Source organism: Nostoc sp. (assembly GCF_036917675.1).
Taxonomy (GTDB): domain Bacteria; phylum Cyanobacteriota; class Cyanobacteriia; order Cyanobacteriales; family Nostocaceae; genus Nostoc.
The window spans coordinates 1-18,864 of the sequence record NZ_JBALCT010000049.1 but is presented as its reverse complement, the minus strand read 5'-3'; the positions used below and the strand labels follow the sequence as shown (position 1 = coordinate 18,864).

Below are 18,864 nucleotides of genomic sequence, written 5' to 3'. Positions count from 1 at the left end.
GGTTCTCGTCTGGAATCAGCTCCTCTTACCGTGCGTTGTACTCAGTTATGTTCCCGGACGAAAGCGAATACGATCGGGTATATGATGGCGATCGCCTAATATTTCTAACAAAGGGCCATTAACGTCAAATTTAACCATACTTACCGACGCGACCAAAATATTCACCCGATAGCGATAGCGTCCCAAATCAATTCCCAGTAAACTGCAAAGCATAATCCGAATCGTGGCTTTATGGGAAACTACTAAAACATTACCCTGGGAATGTTTTTCTTGAATTTCAGCAATTACAGGCATAGAACGGTTAGCAATATCTACCGCAGTTTCTCCACCTAGTGGTGCATTCCAAGCGGGTTCTGTCAACCATTTTACATAGTTTTGGGCGTAATTCTCTTGGGTAAACGATTTACTCTTAGTTTCCCATTCGCCGTAACTACCTTCTCTAAGTCCGTCACGCAACTGCATATCCATACCGATAGCATCACAAAATGGCTTGGCAGTTGCAATTGTGCGCTTCATCGGGCTAACATAAACAGCCTCCCACAACAAGCTTTGATAAACATCGGCAAAACTCTCTGCCATCTGCATCCCCTCTGTTGTCAACTCCGCATCAGTTTCACCGCAGAAATTACCACTTTGACTAAAAGTAGTTTCTCCATGTCGCAGTAAATATAAATTGAGTGTCATAGCTTGTATTGCGATTGGGATAAAGGAGTTTGTGCAAAAATAAAATACCATCAATCTCGCAATCGAGTCTGTGACACCAGGACAAAGTAATCAACCAAAAAAGTCAATCAACCACAAACTTTTGATTTTGTTGACAAAAGTAGCGGTAAGAGCTATTACTCTAGTTTTAGCCGGGATACGGATACCGTTGGCGAATTCCCCAAACCTCGCGGAAAGTCTCCAGGATGGCCCACCGGACAATCACGTAAACTTAGAATTTGCTATCCTATAGTCAAAAAAGGCACTGTTAGACGAAAGAAACAAGCGTCAAAATCAGCTTAAGCCTTCGACTTCTAACTATGTAAGTTTTGAGATCCTCAACTCAGCACTGCTGGGTTGTTTTGTCTTTTCTTAGTCTAAACAGCAATACACACCATGCCTATTTTTTATCGTTCCACTTCATCCACTGCCTTGGGAACCCCCGCAGTTAACACCTCATTTCCCCCAGGTGTAACTAACACATCATCCTCAATCCGAATGCCAATGCCAATCCATCGAGAATCAGTCTCTGGTTGATCTTCTGCTAGTTTGGTGTCAGGCACAATATATAGTCCCGGTTCCACTGTCAAAATCTGGCCTGGTTGTAAAATCTGCGGTTTATCTTCACCGTGCTGGTAAACCCCCACATCATGGACATCCAAACCTAACCAATGGCTGGTGCGATGCATATAATATGGCTTATATTTCTCTTCTTCAATTAACTTATCAATTTCGCCTTTGAGGATGCCAAGTTCAACTAAACCTTCCGTGAGGACGCGCACTGCTGTATCATGAATTAATTTGAAAGGATTACCTGGTTTTACTTGAGCGATCGCTTGTTTTTGCGCTTCCAAAACAATCTCATACAGCGTCTTTTGTTCTGGTGTAAATTTGCCTCCGACAGGAAATGTCCGGGTAATATCGGAGTTGTAATAACCGTAGGTACAACCGGCATCAATTAGCAGTAATTCTCCATCCTGCATTTGACGATTATTTTCAATGTAGTGCAGTACGCAAGCATTCACGCCGGAAGCCACAATGGAAGGATAAGCCGGACCTAACCCACCTCGCACTCGAAAGATCCGTTCCATCTCCGCCTGAATTTCATACTCATAACGTCCGGGTGCGGCGATTTCTTGGGCGTAATTGTGTGCTTCAACTGCGATCGCAACTGCTTGACGCATCAATTCCAACTCAGCTTCACTTTTAATTAGTCTCATGCTGTTGAGGACAGTCCCAGTATCTTCAATGGCGATCGGTCCTGTACCGCGCTTAGGATAAGTCCGCAGCAAACTTTGGTAATGTATGAGGATTTGGTCATTGAAGGTGCGATCGCGTCCGAAGTGATAGTAAATCCGACTAGCTTTTTCCAAATACTGCGGCAACTTTTCATCTAACTCACTAATCGGGTATGCTTCATCAGCGCCATAAATTTCCTTGGCTGCATCTACCCCAGAAAGATAACCAGTCCATACTTCCTTTTCACGATCCTTCGGTTGGACAAATAGCACAAACCGATGTTCTGAATGATGCGGCGCTAACACTGCTACTGCCTGTGGTTCATTAAAACCAGTCAGGTAAAAGAAATCACTATCTTGGCGATAAACATGCTCGACATCGTTGTGCATCACTGCCATTGGCGCACTGCGAAAAATGGCTGTGCCATCACCAATTTTTGCCATTAACTGCTCACGACGCTGCCGATATTCTGCTTGCATAGCTGATGTATATATGAAAGTATTGTGTTATTTTACACATTTTACAACTAGAGGATGCACAGATCATGCTTCTCCGTAGTTGCTAATCTAAGTTATTCTAACCAATATTTGTTTCAACTCAAGTTATAAATTATTAGACATCTGGTGAAATTAAATATGCGTTATCCATAGCCCTTAGACATCTGGTGAAATTAATTATACATACCTGAAATCCTTGTAGAGAGGCTAAATTTTACGTCTCTACATTTTTTCGGAGATGTCTTATGTAATCACATCAGGATTACATAATGGAAATATTTTTATGTAACGAAGTAACAATTATATAAATGTATATGTTTGAATTCAACATTTTAAATTTCAAATAAAATTATATAATTTTATCGCTAAATCATCATATAGATAAAGCACAAAAAATATTTTACAATTGCTTATATAGAACTTGAAAATTTACTAGTAATCTTTTAAAACAAACAGATGTTTATCTTTAAAGAATGACATTAATAAAGAAAAAATAGTTATAAAGAAATATTGAAACCTTAGTAAATGTTATTCAGTTACAGAAAGAGATTGTCAAAAAAAGTTAAAAAAATATGATAACCAATCATAAAAATACCCCATGCGTGTAAATACAAATTCCTCACCCTTAAGTTTGAATACATCTGGATGGGCATCAGACTCTTTTGCAAAATCAAAAATCTTGACATCTTCTTTTGAGAATTTAAATTATGATTTCGGACTTGGGAGTAAGAGTTCCTCCTATGCACTACAAAATGAATCGTTGGCCCCGCCTCTCAAAACGTCAGGAAATCCCAATCCTAATCCTTACTTAACCAGTGCGGCGATTACTCCTGACTTTAACGGTGATGGCAAAACGGACAAAGTTTGGGTCAATTCTACAACCGGTGAGATTATCATTCGGTTGATGGATGGAACAAAAGTTCTCGAACAGGGTTCTTTGGGTAAATTTGACCTATCGGCCTATGATTACAAAATTGGTGACTTTAACGCTGATGGCAAAACCGACTTCTTATTACGCAATAAGACAACCGGTGAGAATAGCATTGTGCTGATGGATGGAACCAAAGTTGCTAATACGGCTGCTCTAAGCAGCGTTGATCCAGCCTGGACTCCTGAGATTGGCGATTTCAATGGCGATCGCAAAACCGATATCTTCTGGCATAATGCCACAACTGGTGAGAACGCTATTTGGGAGATGGATGGCACAACAGTCCTGAATGCAACTGTTTTGGATAAAACAGACCCAGCACTAACTCCTACCATTGTTGATTTCGATGGCAATGGCAAGAGTGATATTTTCTGGCGCAATGCGACAACCGGCGATAACACCGCTTGGTTTATGGATGGTACGCAAAAGACTGAATTGGCGCTGCAATCACAAGATGCCGCCTGGACTCCTACCCTTGGTGATTTCAACGGCGACTATAAGACTGACATTCTGTGGAGAAACGCTCAAACAGGTGAAAACAAGGTTTGGACGATGAATGGGATCATAGTCACAGAGGGTGCTCTGGGGACACTTGACCCAGCCTGGACTTCTAAAATTGGCGATTTCAACGGCGATGGCAAGACCGATATTTTCTGGCATAATAGTACAACTGGTGAGAACACCGCTTGGTTGATGGATGGTACAACAGTTGCTACTCAAGCTTTCTTACCAACTAATAACGCGGCCTTGACACCATCCCTTGGCGATTTCAATGGCGATGGTAAAACTGACATCTACTGGCGCGATCAGACAGCAGGTGCAGACAGCATTTGGACTCTAGATGGGACGACAGCCACTCAGAATCCGATTAGCGATGCCGATAAGCTTACCCCAGAGTGGTATACGTTCTAAAAGCTGGAATTAGGAGTTTGGAGACGCGATTAATCGCATCTGTACAGGAGTTTGGAATTGTTTTTCCTCATCTCCTGCTCGTTAAAATTTGTAACTCAAAACCTGAATCACGCTATTTTCCGGTAAATCTTTAGGGCTAATGGAAATACTATCTCCGTTGCTACGCCGCACGGGCATACCTTTCATCAAGGTGAGAAAATCATCGAGTGGCGAAAGATTGCATGTAGCAGCATCAGCCGCCTGTGTCCGGTAATGGGTCGGGATCACCAACTTGGGATTTAACGTTTGAACCGCCTGCTTTGCTTCCTCAGCATTGTAGGCTTTTGAACTGCCTCCCACTGGAATGAATAGCACATCGGGACGCCCCATCAGGATTTTTTGCTCAATGGAAATGGGTGCAGCAGCTCCCCCTAAATGTAAAATATTAATTCCGCCTTGCTTCCAACTCCAAGCAGCATTTGAACCAAACTGCCTACCACCTTTGCGATCGTGGTCTATGGCAATTCCTTGGAACTTAATGCCTTTGAACTCGTAAACTCCTGGTTCGTAGATGAGTTTTGCATTTCCCGGTAGTACGTCCACTGCACCTTCATCCAGCAGTTGGCTGCTAATCAGTACTAAATCTGCTGCAACTTTTGGTAGACGATACCCAGCAGTACAACCGACCGCCCGAAATGGATTGACGAGAATTTTCGCACCGCTACCAGTAAAAAGAAAGCAAGTATGACCCAACCACTGAACTGATAAACCGCTAGATTGTGCATCAGCTTGAGATTCAGAACCCAAGTTAGTAACTAAAGCTGTTACCAACCCCGCCCCAGCATAGCCCATCAACTGTCGTCGTTTCATTAATTATGCTCTCGACTGTAACTGTTCCAGAAAATTTCGCAATAACTGTTTTCCTGAAGATGTCAGGACACTCTCTGGGTGAAACTGGACGCCCTGAATGTGAGGATAGTTCCGGTGTCGGACTCCCATAATGGTGTTATCTTCAATCCAAGCGGTGATTTCTAACACATCTGGGCAAGTCTCACGTTCGATCACCAAACTATGATATCTGGTGGCGGTTAGAGGATTTTCTAATCCCTGGAACACCCCCACCCCAGTGTGAGACACCTGAGAGGTTTTGCCATGCATCAACTCTGGAGCCGGAATTATTTTACCACCGAACACTTGACCAATGCTTTGATGTCCCAAACAGACACCCAAGATTGGCAACTCTTGTCCTAGCTGTTCAATCAATTCTAAAGAAATGCCAGCATCTTCCGGGCGACCTGGCCCAGGAGAAATAACCACGGCTTGCGGCTTTAATGCCCGAATCTCATCTATGGATATCTTGTCGTTACGAAAAACTTTAATATCATCTGCCACTGGGAATTCTGCTGCCAATTCTCCCAGATACTGCACTAAATTATATGTAAAACTGTCGTAATTGTCGATAACTATAATCAAAGCTCATCACTCCTGGTTTTTACCACTCATCAGTTGCAAAGAGCATAGACTAATCTCTCATGCTATTTGTTCGCTAGGGTAAAAATAACGCTAACGTGGATGCGTAAATATAAAGCGGCTACTCTACGATAAGCCACTTCCTAAAGATTACCAAGTAACACTTTAGCCAGGATGCTTGGCGCGTAGGCGTAGGCCGTCGTAGACATCGCATTACTTAAATTTGGAATTGCTGATAATGTGTTCTCCAAAAGGCATCGGACGGAGTGTGATCCTCTTACCGAGTCACTTGTTGATGCTTGCGCTGGGCTATTCGGCATCGCAAATCACATCTATAAAGCCGATATAATTAACTTTACTAGAGGAGGGAGCAATAGCGTACCAGCTACCAGCACCGCTACCAAAGCAGAGACAAGGACTGCACCAGCCGCACAATCTTTAGCAATTTTTGCCAAATCATGGTATGTCTGCTTAACGGTTAAGTCCACAAGGGACTCGATCGCTGTATTTAGTAACTCTAATGCCAAAACTAAACCACTTGTTACACCAATTACCGCTATTTCCACCGCTTGCAGATGCAAAAAAACGCTTAAACCGATCGCTAAAGCGCAAACACTTACGTGAATGCGAAAATTACGTTGAGTTTGAAAACTATAGCTGATTCCAGCCCAGGCATATTTAAAACTAACAAATAAATTAGAGGCTACTTTCCAAGAGAATTCGCGTTCGTTAGACACGAGTGTTTGTAACGAGGTGGGCGTTGGTGATGGAGAAATTTTTTGGGACATAGACTTAAAAACACAAGAACAGAGTTGCTACAGTGGGAATATTCGCCGATCTTAATAGCGGAATTAAGTTTGAGGCAATATTTAAGCAATTTTCCCCAAAAGTATTATAAAAGTATTGCTCAAAATTGGCACTATAGAGATACACATACTGCTATTCCATGTCAATAGCAATACCTATTGCGTTCAGCAATCTCACTTGCTGTTCTAACATTCGCCCCAAACTTTCTTCATCAGGATGATCCCAGCCCAACAGGTGCAATAAACCGTGAGCAGCCAACCAGGCTAGCTCAGTTGGTAAGCTATGTTCTTGTTGTTGAGCTTGACGTTGTGCTGTATCTACAGACACAATAATATCACCTAAATATAATGGTGCAGAGGCAAGCATTTCTTGGCTTTGAGGAAAATCTACCTCCAAAGCAGCAAAGGCTAAAACGTCTGTGGGCTTATTTTGTTGACGATACTGGGCATTCAGTTCTTGAATTTGCGAGTCATCTGTTAAACGCAGCCCGATTTCATAACTTGGCGCTGGCGGAATCTGAGGGTGAAGTATTTCCAACCAGCGATTAAACCAGTTTTCCCAAGTTTCAGGAGTAATTCGGGGATGAGTGTCCCCAATCTTTACAGATGTTGTCGGGGACAACTCGTAAAAATACTCCTCTACATATAGTTCAACTCTCAGGGGCACACAGTCTCCTAGCTGAGGTTTACGGTTTGTCGTTAGTGAGTTAGGTAAGCAAGACCAACAAGGAGAGCTAGAAGCCCTACGCCAGTCAAGGCAAAATGTTTAAGGGATGTTCCACCCTTCCGCACCATGTTTCGCATGGCCAGTTTTACATAGCTAGGTTGAGGTTCTGTTGAAGGAGAATTGCTCATAGTTATTTGTCCACAGACTCTTTTATAACTGTAACAGTTGGTCTGCGACAGAATTGCGATCGCCTGTAGTTGCTATGGGATTTCTTTAAAAAGGCACCAATTATGCTGGAGTGCTTTCTACCAGTTTATTTTCTTGGCGCAGATAAGCTTGGATGAATGTATCAAGTTCGCCATTCATCACATCGCCAATCGCGGTTGTTTCGGTATTTGTACGTAAATCTTTCACCATCTGGTAAGGGTGAAATACATAGTTACGGATTTGGTTTCCCCAGGAGGCTTCCACCATATCGCCACGAATTTCGGCAATTTCTTGGGCGCGTTGCTCCTTGGCGATGACCAACAGCTTTGCTTTAAGACGATTTAAGGCTTTTTCTTTATTTTGCAGTTGCGATCGCTCTTCTGTACAGCGCACGGCAAGACCCGTGGGAAGGTGAACAACTCGTACCGCAGTTTCTACTTTGTTGACGTTCTGCCCACCTTTCCCACCAGAGCGAGTTGTGGTGATTTCCAAATCTTTGTCGGGAATGTCCAACTGCACAGAGTTATCTATCTGTGGCATCACTTCCACCCCTGCAAAACTGGTTTGTCGCTTGCCGTTGGCATTAAAAGGTGAAATCCGCACTAAGCGGTGTGTACCCATCTCTGAACGCAAGTAACCATAGGCATAGCGACCAGTAATTTCTAGGGTTGCCGATTTAATTCCGGCTTCATCACCTTCCGACTCTTCAGCTAAAATTACCTTGTAACCGTGAGCTTCGCCCCAACGGGTGTACATCCGCATTAGCATAAATGCCCAGTCTTGAGCATCTGTGCCACCAGCACCAGCACTAATTGTCAATACAGCACCTTCAGCATCATAGGGACCAGAAAGTAACTGTTGTAACTCCCACTGATCCAGGTCACGATTGAGTTTAGTAATAGTAGATTCCGCTTCTTGGAGTAGTGCCTCATCAGTTTCTAACTCCAACAGCTCAACAACTGCCCTAGTATCTTCCAGATTGGCTTGCCACTGATCATACTGCTGGAGGTGGGCTTTCAGGTCATTGAGTTCTTGTAGCGTTTCTTGGGCTTGGCTTTGGTTATCCCAAAATTCTGGTTGAGCGGATATTTTTTCGAGGTCTTGAATTTTAGCTGTCAGTGCAGGTACGTCAAAGATAGTGCTGGGTTTTACCCAGGCGGCCAGACAACGTTTCGATTTCGCGTTTGAGTTCTAAGACTTCCATAGTGCTTGCTGAATGGATAGATAGAGCGCTTTGATTGGGAAATTGCTCTTTATTCTACTTACATTTATTAATTTTAGCTTTAGTTGAGCAAATTTTTTCTGCACTAAGGAATAAGAATTAAATAACATACAATTTATGTCCTTGGCTTACCTCACCCTCAATCCCTCTCCTTATAAAGGAGAGGGAAGCTAGAGACAGAATGAAGTTTTGCATTTTATTTAATCTACGTTCCTAATTATATAAGTTACAAAAATTACTTGAAATTATCAAGCCCTTCTTGGGTAACAGAGGTGGTTTGATTTCGCTGTTGCAGATAGGCTTTGAGAAACAAATCAATTTTACCGTTCAAAACTTCTGCCGCAGCAGGTGTTTCTACATTGGTACGTAAATCTTTTACCTTGGTGTCAGGATGCAAGATATATTCCCGAATGAGCTTGTTGGATAACGATTTTATCTGCCGAGGTTGAATTTCCTCAACTTGCTGGACACCTTGGGCTAGTGCGATCGCAAACAGTTTACTCTTGAGAATAGCTAAGGCTTTCTCTTTGTTTTGCATGATACTGCGCTCTTGGTTAGAAAATACACTAATCCCAGTAGGAATATGAACCAGCCGCACCCATACTTCTGTCCGGTTGACATTCCCCCGATGGACACAGTAAGTAATTTCCAAATCCTTCCCTGGAATCTCAAAATCAACAGACTCATCTAGAATAGGGCTGACTTCCACAGTGGCTAGGCAAGTATGCTGCTTGCGGCGGTTGCTGCTAAAGGGAGAAATTCTTATTACGCGATGGGTTCCTTGTTCTGATTTAAGTAGACCATAGGCGTAGCGACCGATAATTTGTAAGGTGGCACATTTTAACCCTATTAAATCACCCTCTGACTCTTCTACTAGATATACTTTATGATTATGATTTACTGCCCAACGATGGTACATCCGCAATAACATAGATGACCAGTCTTCAGCATCTAGGCCACCAACCTCAGCAGTAATTGTCAAGAATGCAGCTTTTTGGTCGCAGGTATCGGACAGTAATTGTTCGATTTCAAATGTTTCAAGTTCTTGCTGGAGTTGGGTAAGGTTGATTTGCGCCTCTTGCAACAATTCCTCATCAGCAGATAATTCTAGTAGTTCTAGTGCAGCCTTGATCTCTTCTAGAATAAAGTGCGATCGCTGATATTGTTTCTTTTTAGCCTTGAGTGATTCAATTTCTTGAAGTGTCTGATAGTAAATGACAGAATTATCCCAGAAAATAGATTCAGAAATTAATTGATTCAAGTCCTCAATTCTTGCACTCAGTTCTCCGAGGTCAAAGACAGCCTTCAGCCTTACCCAAGATATTAGACAACCTTTCTACTTCAATTTTGATATTTGAGAGTTCCAGCATAGTTTTGCTCACTTGAGGCTGATAACTTACATCTACATATTCTATTATTAAAACCATGAAAAAACCGTGATTGCTGAAAATTTAACCACGGGTTCTACTTTATAAAACTTTACTTTTGTTATGGACTACAGACAATTAATTGCGCCCATTTATGGAAATTAGCAACTGCAAAATCAAGACGAACAAGTTGATGTAAGTGAGGTACATCCACAAAGCAGCAGGTAAGCTGAGACACATTTAATTTTTCAACCTGAAAAGCTTACAGCAAGGCTTTCAGACTCCAAAAAGTAGAATTTAGATGCGCGATAGCTTACTGGTTATTCGTGACGATTTTACCCGCAAAATGTCAGGCAACACACGGGATATCCTATTTTATAAGTTTCAAAAGATACTTTAAACTTTCTCAAATCTTCGCTTCTAAGGGCAAAATTATCGTAAATGTAGAACCAACGCCTACCTCAGAAACTAAGTTAATTTGACCTTGTAGTAGTTTTACTAACCGCGAGACGATCGCTAACCCCAATCCAGTACTGTCAGGGAGATAGGAACGATCGCTAGAACTGATGCGAAAGTAGGGTTCAAATATCTGGGCTTGGTTTTCGGGTGCAATGCCAATTCCAGTGTCAGAAACTGCGATCGCCCATCTCTGGTTCTCCAACACCTCACACATTATAATAATAGTCCCCGACTCTGTATAACGAATTGCATTACTAATAAGATTTGTGACAATATGTTGGAATTGAAAAGAATCGGTAATTAATTCTTTGGGAACGCGATCGCAATCTACTACGATTTTTAAATTTTTCTCAGATGCTAAAGGTTCCAACATTTCACATACATTATTAATTAATTCACGCACATCGGTAGGCGCTAGTTGGAGTTTTATCTGCCCCGCATCATACCGCGAAAGTTCTAAGACATTGTTAATCAGGTGTAATAATTGTCTACCATTGCGTAGCACGCGCTCAATGTGTTCTAAATTGGCAGAAGTGTCTTTCACCTTAGTCTTTCGTCGTTGTTGGCGTAAAAACAAATCCGAGTAACCAATAATAGAAGTTAGAGGATGTTTCAATTCATGGGCTAGTTGGGAAAGATACTCTTGATTAGCGTTAATTAAGCGTGTGAATTCCTCATTATGGAGTGTTAGTGATGACTGCAACTGCTGTAATTCTCGGAATCTCTCCTCAACATAACTCTTGAAACACCGAGCGATCGCTTCATCTACAATCGCGTCTATCAAACGCATGGAACGAATTATTTCTGACGGGGTTCCACTCAATAAATCTGCTTGTAGAGCATCCAATATTATTGTTCGCAGCAGATGATATTCTCTGGCAATTTCTGCTGGATCAAAGCCTTGTTCAGCTCGAATAGCTCCATGCTCGAAACTGGCAATAACTATCGACTGAATATTATTATCCTGGGATTTTGAAAGCACTGTCACCATAGCTTTCAACACATCAGGGATATGATTTTTGATCGCTGTGTAAGATAGGCCATCAGCACTTTCAATTTGTCTATCCTTGCGAACTGCTACTATCCATTTATCAAGGATGGTGTCCCTTTTTTCAGCCAGTACTTGACTAAAATCCATTATGTTAAATTCAGCTAGGAGATAGATGAGTAAACTTCCATATGCAAATAGTTTAGCGAGTGCAGTGGTTTAATACCAAAATTAGCGATTTAATTAACCTACCAAAAGAAATAGATTTTATATGTTATTTTATTTGCTGGATTAACTACCGGTATATAAGATTTGTGAAGTATAATCTAATTCTTGTTAACAAATGTTAATCAAGGAGGTAACAAACTTGATGATTGATTCAACTATTGTTGTTTAGCTGTTTGTGCAATGAGTTGACTCACAATACAACTAAAATTATAAAAACTTATAAATTTTATTAATTACCGAAAAACAAGGAAAAAAACTTGATTTTGGTATTGAAATAAACAACATTTATCATAATACAGTTGGCTTTTACTGAGCATTGATGTTATATTGTCGATAATTAATATCCATTAGAGTAAGTCAGCCTAATCCATCACATCACAGTACGTGAAGTTGGAGCGGAGGAACCAAATTGTGGGGCGTATCTCAGAGAAAGTGAGGAGTTGAGAGTGAGGAGTTAGAAGTTACTAATATTTAACTCATAACTCCTGTAGAAAACGATTAATCGTTTTCTACAGACGCAATTAATCGCGTCTCTTCTAACTCATAACTTTCTTCAGAAGGGCATCTCTCAGCCCTAGCCCGTCAGCTAACTTCGTAGGCATTGAGAGGAGACTGAAGAGACGGCATTTTTATAATGTTCCGATCTCATCGGTGTCCAAGGCTGGTACTGCTCGGATTTTTTGTACCTGCACTTAAATCTGTTGAGGTCGTAAATGATATTTCAACTAAATTTGGCAGCTTGTCCAGCGATCGCAGCGATCGCTGGACAAGCCGCTTGGAAAAAGACAAAACCTGTCATCCTCAGAGATGTCTTCATTCTAGCTGTATTGGGCTTTTGCCATTAGGGCTAGCGCTCCCACTAACTTTTTCATGTCTTAAATCCCTGCCAATTTTGGATTTTAGATTTTAGATTTTGGATTGTGGTTCTTTGGTTTATCCCCTGCCCCTCTTGTGTGGAATAAATCTAAAATCCTCAGCAGCCCAGCATCATTTTGGCCAAAATCAATCTAAAATTTAATCTAAAATTCAAAATCCAAAATTGATTGACTAAATTATTTTCGGAGCATTTGATGATTGAATACACCTCATTACCTATGAATACCCAGAGCGAAGTTCTGCCCCGCCCTGGATTTTTAGAAATTGAAAATTTAGTCAAGTCTTATCCGACACCTGATAAAGATAATTTTGTCGTTTTAGATGGAGTTAATCTGACGATTGGTGAAGATGAATATATTTCTGTAATTGGTCACTCAGGTTGTGGTAAATCAACCCTACTAAAGATAGTAGCTGGTTTAGAAAAAGCAACTTCCGCCTCAGTAAGGCTAGATGGACAAGAAATTCATCAGCCAGGAGCCGAAAGGATGATGGCATTTCAGAACTATTCGCTGTTACCTTGGTTAACAGTGCGAGAAAATATCCGTTTAGCCGTGGATGAAGTGTTAAAAAATGCTAATAGGGCTGAAAAAATTAGCATTGTAAATCAACACTTGGCAATGGTAAACTTGACGGCGGCGGCTGACAAATATCCTGATGAAATCTCTGGAGGTATGAAACAACGAGTAGGGATTGCCAGAGCCTTAGCAATTCGTCTCAAAATGTTGCTGATGGATGAACCTTTTGGAGCGCTAGATGCACTAACTCGTGGCAAATTGCAGCGACAGGTATTGGATATTTGCGAAAATTAATCGCCAAGCAGTGATGATGATTACCCACGATGTAGATGAAGCAATTTATATGTCCGATCGCATCGTCTTGATGACCAATGGCCTAGCTGCTACTATAGGAGAGATATTAAAAGTTCCTTTTGAGCATCCACGCGTTAGCGAAGCTCCTCTGAAAGAGGCTTGGGCTGCCATGCGAAACTCAAAAGAATATTTTGAACTCCGCAACCACACCCTGAATTTCCTTGATCGATATTTTGCCCAAGACGAGTAAGTTAGATGATCATTTTTTTTAGTGGGTAGCCTAATTCAAATTCATGAAAGCTGGATTTGGAGCGGAGGAACCATTCTTTGGGGCTAATCTTGCAGAGAGCGGCAATTTAAGAGTCAAAAGTGAAGAATAATTAATCTTTAACTCAGCACTCACAACTCAGCACTCCTAAGAGAAAGACACCTTCCAGTCTTAGCCCGTCAGCTAACTCCGTAGGCAATGGAAGGAACCCCCAAGACTTTGGCTGTAATACAGTTCTTATTGGGGTTTCCTTGACTTATTTCAGATTTGAGATTTTGCTTATCGTCACTCAATCTAAAATCCAAAATCTAAAATCTAAAATTTGTCCCCCTGCTTCTCATTGCTAATTCATTTCATTAGGAGAAGTAAAGCTGTGCAAATTAAGCCAATGTTAGCACGTCTGCAAAGTGCCACAGGCCGAGATGACTTAATTGAACAAATGGTACTGCTACCAGAGCCAAAAAAACCTTTTTCTAAAAAACCTCAAAGCTCAAAAGCAGTTAATTTAATTGTTGCCTATGACGCATCTCCTAACAGTCATACAGCACTAGATATTGCCTTTTGGATTGCCCATCAAACGCGTTTAGCCACTAATGCACAAGTCACAGTTCAAGCCGTTTATGTGGTAGAAGACAATCAAAGCAGCCAGCATCCAAACATCTTGAGCTTTCCACAACAACAGCCTTCATTGGAATGTCAAATCAGTGAAGTATCAAAGTCTGTCACACTGGTATTAACTCAACCCAAATTGCAGACAGTGGTAACTCCCCTGCAACAAGCAGATATAATTCTCTGGCAAGCTCGAAGTCTAGCTGAAGAATGGCAGGGTTCCTTCAAATCTCATTTGCGGTTTGGCTGCATTTCCACAGAACTTAACAAAGTTGTTGAATTAGAAGCTGCCGATATTTTGTTTCTAGGATGCAACTCTGTCAATCATCCGATGATTCAGGCATTAGGTTATAATTTTCCCTGTGCCGTTTTGGGGATTCCCAGTTCTATTGATGAATAATCGCTGTTCAGAAATAATTTTAGGGCGTGTCATCAATTGAGTCAATAAAACCTCACCCCTGCCTCCGGCTTCCCTCTCCTTAGTAAGGAGAGGGATTGAGGGTAAGGTTTGATCTTATATTTAATTACGCCTACCTACTTACCACAGAACAGTTTTGCCAACTCCAGCTACAAGAAGGTCAGCACCTCTATGCAAAAACGAAGCAAGCAAAAACATTTCCTGATGCCTATGCTTTGAAATGACAAAGAAAAATCCCCTAATCTTAATGGGGATTTTTTTATTACCTATTGCCTCTTAACTAGAGAATTTTAGTCAATGAGTTGTGGAGTAGGAACTTGTGTGTCAATCTCTGCTTGAGATAACACTGGAAGTAACCATTCGCTTGCACCAGCCTTGAAGACTTTAGCAGGTTCAACATTCAATTCGATCGCACCAGTTGCCGGATTAACTCTAGCAACCGACTGTGTACCATCAACAAACTTAACGGCAATTGCTTCAGTTAGCTGTTGTGCTGGAGTATTTGGACTGAGAACTACCTGAGTAGCTGCGGGTAAGTAGATCCCATCGCAATCCCAATCATCATCCGTGATTTGTCCTGCTGCTAAGTAATAGAGTTGGGTTGGAGATTTTTTCGGTTTATTAGCATAGACTGCCAACGTCTTTCCAGTTTCATTAAGACATTGCGCGCGCTTCTTAGCAGTTTCTATAGTATTCTTTTGAGACTGCAATTGTGCTAGTCGCTGCTGAAATTCCTCAGGTGTATAGCCAGCTTGTTCTGGTGTATCCTTCGCGGCTAGAAGTTGATTGAGTGCCTGAGTTACCTCAATATAGTCAGCCCCTTTTGTGAAATCCTTACCTGCCCAAGAAGGTTGAGCAATCATTAAATTAACGATAAATACAAGAGCGACAAGAATAATTTTTAAAATCTGCATATTTTTCTCCTTTGGCTAAATATAATGCCTCTATTGACAAAAAACGTCATGTTTAAGTTAGAACTTATTTACTACTTTAGAAAGAGATGTTGAAGAAGAATTCAGCTATTCTGAATTCAAGAGCAAAGCCGGAGACATTTAACAGTTTCAATGTCAACTCTTCGGGAGAAAAAGACGATAAGATTCACTGTCCATCAAAATTCTGTAGCCCAGCCACATTAGTACGAAGGGAAATATCTTACTAGCATAGCGGCTGAGGACTAAAGCAATACCAGGTAGGCGAGTCAGGTTATAGGACATCAACAGCCAACATAAAACAATGAAATAGCAAACTGGTATGATTACGGACAGATTTTGGATTGAGCTAGTGGCAAACAGGGGAATATAGATCCCCAGATTGTTACCACCGTTAGCAAGCGTGACCGCAGAGACGCGATAGGTTTGTGGATCGCGGATTACGTCCCAGAGCGATCGCTTTCTGGAATCAAATCCTCGAAATTTAGAGTTGATTTTGAGATTGGCTGACTTATCTTCATTTGAGTCATCCTGATTAAGGTTGCGTAAATTGTTCAAACCAATGAGTATCGGCAGAACCCCCAATAGACCAATCCAAGTTGACGGAATTACTAGACCCACTAAGAAACCAACCAAACTTACTATTACTAATGCCGTGAACCCTAGAAGCTCACCAACCACAACGTGCTGAGGCCGAAAAGTCCGATTAACTGCGCTAAAAAAAGCAGTTAGATAAATATTGTCGTCAAAGGTTGTTGCTATAGCAGTAGCTAGCCCGATCTTAATTGTTGCAATTAACCAAACCATCACTATCCCTCGCTCAACACCTGTTTGATGACCGAAACTACTGATCGCTCAACCTGAGCAATCAGCCCCGCAATATCGAAAAATAGCGTTTGTCGCAAATTGTGATCAGCTATGCCCCACCGTAAGCGATCGCTAGCAGAGGGAATTAATCTTGGATATTGGTTCCACTCGCCATCATCCAAAAATCTAATTTCTCCCAAAACCTTATTCCTAATTTATTTACCAATTTTTCTAACTTAAAAAAAAATGAGGTAAGCCTCAGTAATAATATATAAACAGCCCAAAAAAGTATAACACTCTGGCTGCATTCTCGTATGTAACGCGCCATTCATTCCCAGTATCAATCAGTGGAGGGTTTCAGCCCAAATCGGTAAAAATCAGCCGCCTAACCAAATAGATGGTTATTTCAACCAAGGACTTATATGATTAGCCGTTTGATTAACCTTCTGCCTAGAGTCACAGGTCAAAACATCTTACAGTCGCTCAGAGCAGCCATTCGTAGATCGGCTACCTACAGGTTTGCAGTTCTATTTTGCATCGGTATTGCTGCGAGTTTGGTCTTGACTCTGGCTTTTGACGGTCTTGCTGTTGCCGCTTCTGAATCTGTCAATCCACTCTCCTCTCTACTAAATCAGTTCAAAATACCCAAAAATTCCACAACTCGGTTATTAGAAACCGTGGGACTATTTGTGGGTGGTATAATTTTTTGTATAGTTTTGGATCGCTGGTTTTCTAGCCGTTCTGCTGGATCTAGCAACACCCCCTTAGCTGAACAAGCGAGGCGGCTCAAGCAACTCAAAATGGGTTATCCAGAGGGAATGACAAATCTGGAAGTTCTCCGAACTCAAGGCTTGCTCGAAACGCGTTTGCGACCATTTGGGCTGATTGTCACCTGGACAAGCTTTTTATCAGCCTCTTCTTTGATAGAAGCACTAAGCAATGGGACGATTGACTTCTGCGGCGGTGGCGGCACGGCCAGCATCTTCTCTCAAGCAGCAGATCATGTCTTTGTGCGGGTAGCAAAAGAAAAATATACCGCTCCCAAAGGTCAAGCAATTTTGGTACCGGAAGATTCACCGATTCAGACCCTAGCAGACCTGAAGGGTAAAAAGATAGCTTTTGACAAAGGCTCAAGCGCACATTATATACTTGTGCGATCGCTCGCAAAAGTAGGTCTCGATTTTAGCGACATTGAGCCAGTTTATCTGACACAGCCAGAGGCGCTACCCCGATTCCGCCGTGGTGAGGTCGATGCTTGGGTGATTTGGGTTCCCTACACAACAACTCAGACCCGAAGCGCTTACCCAGGGCGATCGATTGCCGATCTAGAGAGCATATTTGGTGACAAAGCCTCCATAGAAGTTCCGACCTATTACTATGCTATTCCAGAACTGGTACGCAACTATCCCGACCTGATCAAGCTGATTTTAGAAGAGGTAAACGAAGCTGGAGCTTGGGCTAAGAAACAGGAATTGGAAGCGGTTCAACGAATGGCACAAAACCATGAAATCGATCCATCCATTGTAGAAACTTTACAGCAACGTAGTGCCGAACGTGCCATCATCCCCATTGACGATCAATCGCTTACTGCTCTACAGCATCAGGCAAATGTGTTTAGGGATCAAAATCTGATTCCTGAGCGGGTGAATGTGAAAGATGGAACCTATAGCTTGCAGACTAAACAAAACTGGACTTATTAATTCCACACTGGTCGAAAAAGAAGGCTGGGGGAGCAGGGGAAGAAAAAAGTTGATAGTTGTCGTGGATGCAGGGATTGAGTAATTTAACCCTCTTTTGTCACTCTAGGCAGAGGAAAAATAGAAATAAGGGATATTGAAGTTTTGAAAAATTGAATAAGTCAGATTATTGACAATCATTTGAAGTCTAAAAAATCCCTCAGATAGCTTAAAAACTAGGTGGCTTTTTTCGCCGAATCTGGTTTAAAATTTTCCTTCACTACGGTATTCCAGTGATGCTATTACAACTTATAGCTTCGGCTTTGTACGTGTTTGCTCACTTTTTGCTCTAGCTAGAAGTAGGTTTTTCGATTTTTTGATAAGTTCGTAGTTTAACTTTTCACGTTATGTGGAAAAACCCACGAAAAACCTAACCCCCTAGCCCTCTTCCCGTGTCGAGAAGGGGGAAAATTAAAAGTCTCTCTCCTTTGAGGAGAAAGATTTCGAGAGGTTTTTCAGATACCGTGAAAATTCAGGTTAGTAGTAAGTACTTTAGCCTTTATCTAAGCACTAAAGTACTTACTACTAACTTCCTTAAGCCATCATAATACTTGTGGCAGAGTACTAGTAGCCAATCAGATGTAAAACGTCGCGCAGGACGCTATAACCTGCTAAATCCCAAAGTAAATAGGCAAGGAAGCCAATTGCTGCCAAGCGACCATTCCAAATTTCGGCTTGAGGAGTAAAGCCAAACAGAAAAGCATTGCGATCTACGCCGTTGTATTCGGGTGCAACAAGTGG

General features: G+C 41.7%; 17 protein-coding genes, 2 pseudogenes and 2 riboswitches. Of the genes and pseudogenes, 5 read left to right on the top strand and 14 right to left on the bottom strand.

Features of this window, described 5'->3' with window-relative positions; genetic code table 11:
- Positions 1-45 precede the first annotated feature (45 nt).
- Together V7K31_RS17390 and V7K31_RS17385 are read right to left on the bottom strand one after the other, a co-directional pair.
- A complete protein-coding gene (locus tag V7K31_RS17390; protein WP_335095615.1) occupies positions 46-684 on the bottom strand; it encodes a histidine phosphatase family protein in 639 nt (212 codons plus the stop codon).
- Positions 685-1,109: 425 nt separating this feature from the next.
- Entirely contained in the window at positions 1,110-2,420 is a 1,311-nt protein-coding gene (locus tag V7K31_RS17385) for an aminopeptidase P N-terminal domain-containing protein (protein ID WP_335095613.1), read from the bottom strand.
- Positions 2,421-3,036: 616 nt separating this feature from the next.
- On the opposite strand from V7K31_RS17385, the gene V7K31_RS17380 reads away from it, so the two are divergent.
- Positions 3,037-4,278, top strand: a complete 1,242-nt coding sequence (locus tag V7K31_RS17380; protein ID WP_335095611.1) for an FG-GAP repeat domain-containing protein — start codon at positions 3,037-3,039, stop codon at positions 4,276-4,278.
- Between the two features lie 81 nt (positions 4,279-4,359).
- Here V7K31_RS17380 and V7K31_RS17375 read toward each other — a convergent pair whose 3' ends face one another.
- The 8 genes from V7K31_RS17375 to V7K31_RS17340 all read right to left on the bottom strand — a co-directional run bounded on the left by V7K31_RS17375 (position 4,360) and on the right by V7K31_RS17340 (position 11,593).
- On the bottom strand, positions 4,360-5,127 hold the full coding sequence (locus V7K31_RS17375) for an MBL fold metallo-hydrolase (protein ID WP_335095610.1): 768 nt from the start codon (positions 5,125-5,127) through the stop codon (positions 4,360-4,362).
- A 3-nt stretch (positions 5,128-5,130) separates the two neighbouring features.
- Positions 5,131-5,730, bottom strand: coding sequence for an anthranilate synthase component II (locus V7K31_RS17370; protein WP_335095609.1), 600 nt, complete (start codon positions 5,728-5,730; stop codon positions 5,131-5,133).
- A 329-nt stretch (positions 5,731-6,059) separates the two neighbouring features.
- Complete coding sequence (locus V7K31_RS17365) at positions 6,060-6,515, bottom strand: diacylglycerol kinase family protein (protein ID WP_334834051.1); 456 nt, start codon at positions 6,513-6,515, stop codon at positions 6,060-6,062.
- Positions 6,516-6,666: 151 nt separating this feature from the next.
- Positions 6,667-7,194, bottom strand: coding sequence for an rRNA maturation RNase YbeY (ybeY, locus tag V7K31_RS17360; protein WP_335095634.1), 528 nt, complete (start codon positions 7,192-7,194; stop codon positions 6,667-6,669).
- Between the two features lie 38 nt (positions 7,195-7,232).
- Positions 7,233-7,388 carry a DUF3285 domain-containing protein gene (locus V7K31_RS17355; RefSeq protein WP_335095608.1) on the bottom strand — a complete coding sequence of 52 codons (156 nt, stop codon included), beginning with the start codon at positions 7,386-7,388 and terminating at the stop codon, positions 7,233-7,235.
- A gap of 100 nt (positions 7,389-7,488) precedes the next feature.
- A protein-coding gene (gene prfB, locus V7K31_RS17350; protein WP_335095607.1) for a peptide chain release factor 2 occupies positions 7,489-8,611 on the bottom strand; the annotation gives its coding sequence in 2 pieces (ribosomal slippage) (positions 7,489-8,538 and positions 8,540-8,611; 1,122 coding nt in all).
- 253 nt (positions 8,612-8,864) lie between these two features.
- Positions 8,865-9,996, bottom strand: a protein-coding gene (locus tag V7K31_RS17345) for a PCRF domain-containing protein (protein WP_335095632.1) whose coding sequence is annotated in 2 segments (ribosomal slippage) — positions 8,865-9,923 and positions 9,925-9,996 — 1,131 coding nt in all. Because the reading frame shifts where the segments join, the coding sequence is not laid out codon by codon here.
- Between the two features lie 406 nt (positions 9,997-10,402).
- On the bottom strand, positions 10,403-11,593 hold the full coding sequence (locus V7K31_RS17340) for a sensor histidine kinase (RefSeq protein WP_335095606.1): 1,191 nt from the start codon (positions 11,591-11,593) through the stop codon (positions 10,403-10,405).
- Between the two features lie 427 nt (positions 11,594-12,020).
- Positions 12,021-12,287, top strand: a riboswitch (cyclic di-AMP (ydaO/yuaA leader).
- A 97-nt stretch (positions 12,288-12,384) separates the two neighbouring features.
- Between V7K31_RS17340 and V7K31_RS17335 the strand changes: the two are divergent.
- The 3 genes and pseudogenes from V7K31_RS17335 to V7K31_RS17325 form a co-directional block, all read left to right on the top strand.
- Positions 12,385-12,507: pseudogene (locus tag V7K31_RS17335) on the top strand (nitrate ABC transporter permease); the annotation flags it as partial.
- Between the two features lie 234 nt (positions 12,508-12,741).
- Positions 12,742-13,606: pseudogene (locus V7K31_RS17330) on the top strand (ABC transporter ATP-binding protein).
- Between the two features lie 17 nt (positions 13,607-13,623).
- Positions 13,624-13,837, top strand: a riboswitch (cyclic di-AMP (ydaO/yuaA leader).
- A 175-nt stretch (positions 13,838-14,012) separates the two neighbouring features.
- Complete coding sequence (locus tag V7K31_RS17325) at positions 14,013-14,633, top strand: universal stress protein (RefSeq protein WP_335095631.1); 621 nt, start codon at positions 14,013-14,015, stop codon at positions 14,631-14,633.
- A 308-nt stretch (positions 14,634-14,941) separates the two neighbouring features.
- Here V7K31_RS17325 and V7K31_RS17320 read toward each other — a convergent pair whose 3' ends face one another.
- The 3 genes from V7K31_RS17320 to V7K31_RS17310 all read right to left on the bottom strand — a co-directional run bounded on the left by V7K31_RS17320 (position 14,942) and on the right by V7K31_RS17310 (position 16,587).
- Positions 14,942-15,565, bottom strand: a complete 624-nt coding sequence (locus V7K31_RS17320; RefSeq protein ID WP_335095604.1) for a hypothetical protein — start codon at positions 15,563-15,565, stop codon at positions 14,942-14,944.
- 153 nt (positions 15,566-15,718) lie between these two features.
- Positions 15,719-16,387: a cadmium resistance transporter gene (locus tag V7K31_RS17315; protein WP_335095602.1), complete on the bottom strand. Its 669-nt coding sequence runs from the start codon at positions 16,385-16,387 to the stop codon at positions 15,719-15,721.
- A 2-nt stretch (positions 16,388-16,389) separates the two neighbouring features.
- On the bottom strand, positions 16,390-16,587 hold the full coding sequence (locus V7K31_RS17310; RefSeq protein WP_334823842.1) for a hypothetical protein: 198 nt from the start codon (positions 16,585-16,587) through the stop codon (positions 16,390-16,392).
- Positions 16,588-16,809: 222 nt separating this feature from the next.
- Here V7K31_RS17310 and V7K31_RS17305 point away from each other — a divergent pair, with 222 nt between their 5' ends.
- The gene (locus tag V7K31_RS17305; protein WP_335095601.1) at positions 16,810-18,087 is read left to right on the top strand and encodes an aliphatic sulfonate ABC transporter substrate-binding protein; all 1,278 of its coding nucleotides are present in this window, start codon (positions 16,810-16,812) and stop codon (positions 18,085-18,087) included.
- A gap of 600 nt (positions 18,088-18,687) precedes the next feature.
- On the opposite strand, the gene V7K31_RS17300 is transcribed toward V7K31_RS17305, so the two are convergent.
- Positions 18,688-18,864 (bottom strand): high light inducible protein (locus V7K31_RS17300; RefSeq protein ID WP_335095630.1); only part of this gene is annotated, 177 nt, incomplete at its 5' end.

Coding starts and splice junctions, on each gene's coding strand:
- V7K31_RS17390 (WP_335095615.1), bottom strand. CDS start 684: ATGACACTCAATTTATATTTACTGCGACATGGAGAAACTACTTTTAGT.
- V7K31_RS17385 (WP_335095613.1), bottom strand. CDS start 2,420: ATGCAAGCAGAATATCGGCAGCGTCGTGAGCAGTTAATGGCAAAAATT.
- V7K31_RS17380 (WP_335095611.1), top strand. CDS start 3,037: ATGCGTGTAAATACAAATTCCTCACCCTTAAGTTTGAATACATCTGGA.
- V7K31_RS17375 (WP_335095610.1), bottom strand. CDS start 5,127: ATGAAACGACGACAGTTGATGGGCTATGCTGGGGCGGGGTTGGTAACA.
- V7K31_RS17365 (WP_334834051.1), bottom strand. CDS start 6,515: ATGTCCCAAAAAATTTCTCCATCACCAACGCCCACCTCGTTACAAACA.
- V7K31_RS17355 (WP_335095608.1), bottom strand. CDS start 7,388: ATGAGCAATTCTCCTTCAACAGAACCTCAACCTAGCTATGTAAAACTG.
- V7K31_RS17340 (WP_335095606.1), bottom strand. CDS start 11,593: ATGGATTTTAGTCAAGTACTGGCTGAAAAAAGGGACACCATCCTTGAT.
- V7K31_RS17325 (WP_335095631.1), top strand. CDS start 14,013: ATGTTAGCACGTCTGCAAAGTGCCACAGGCCGAGATGACTTAATTGAA.
- V7K31_RS17320 (WP_335095604.1), bottom strand. CDS start 15,565: ATGCAGATTTTAAAAATTATTCTTGTCGCTCTTGTATTTATCGTTAAT.
- V7K31_RS17315 (WP_335095602.1), bottom strand. CDS start 16,387: ATGGTTTGGTTAATTGCAACAATTAAGATCGGGCTAGCTACTGCTATA.
- V7K31_RS17305 (WP_335095601.1), top strand. CDS start 16,810: ATGATTAGCCGTTTGATTAACCTTCTGCCTAGAGTCACAGGTCAAAAC.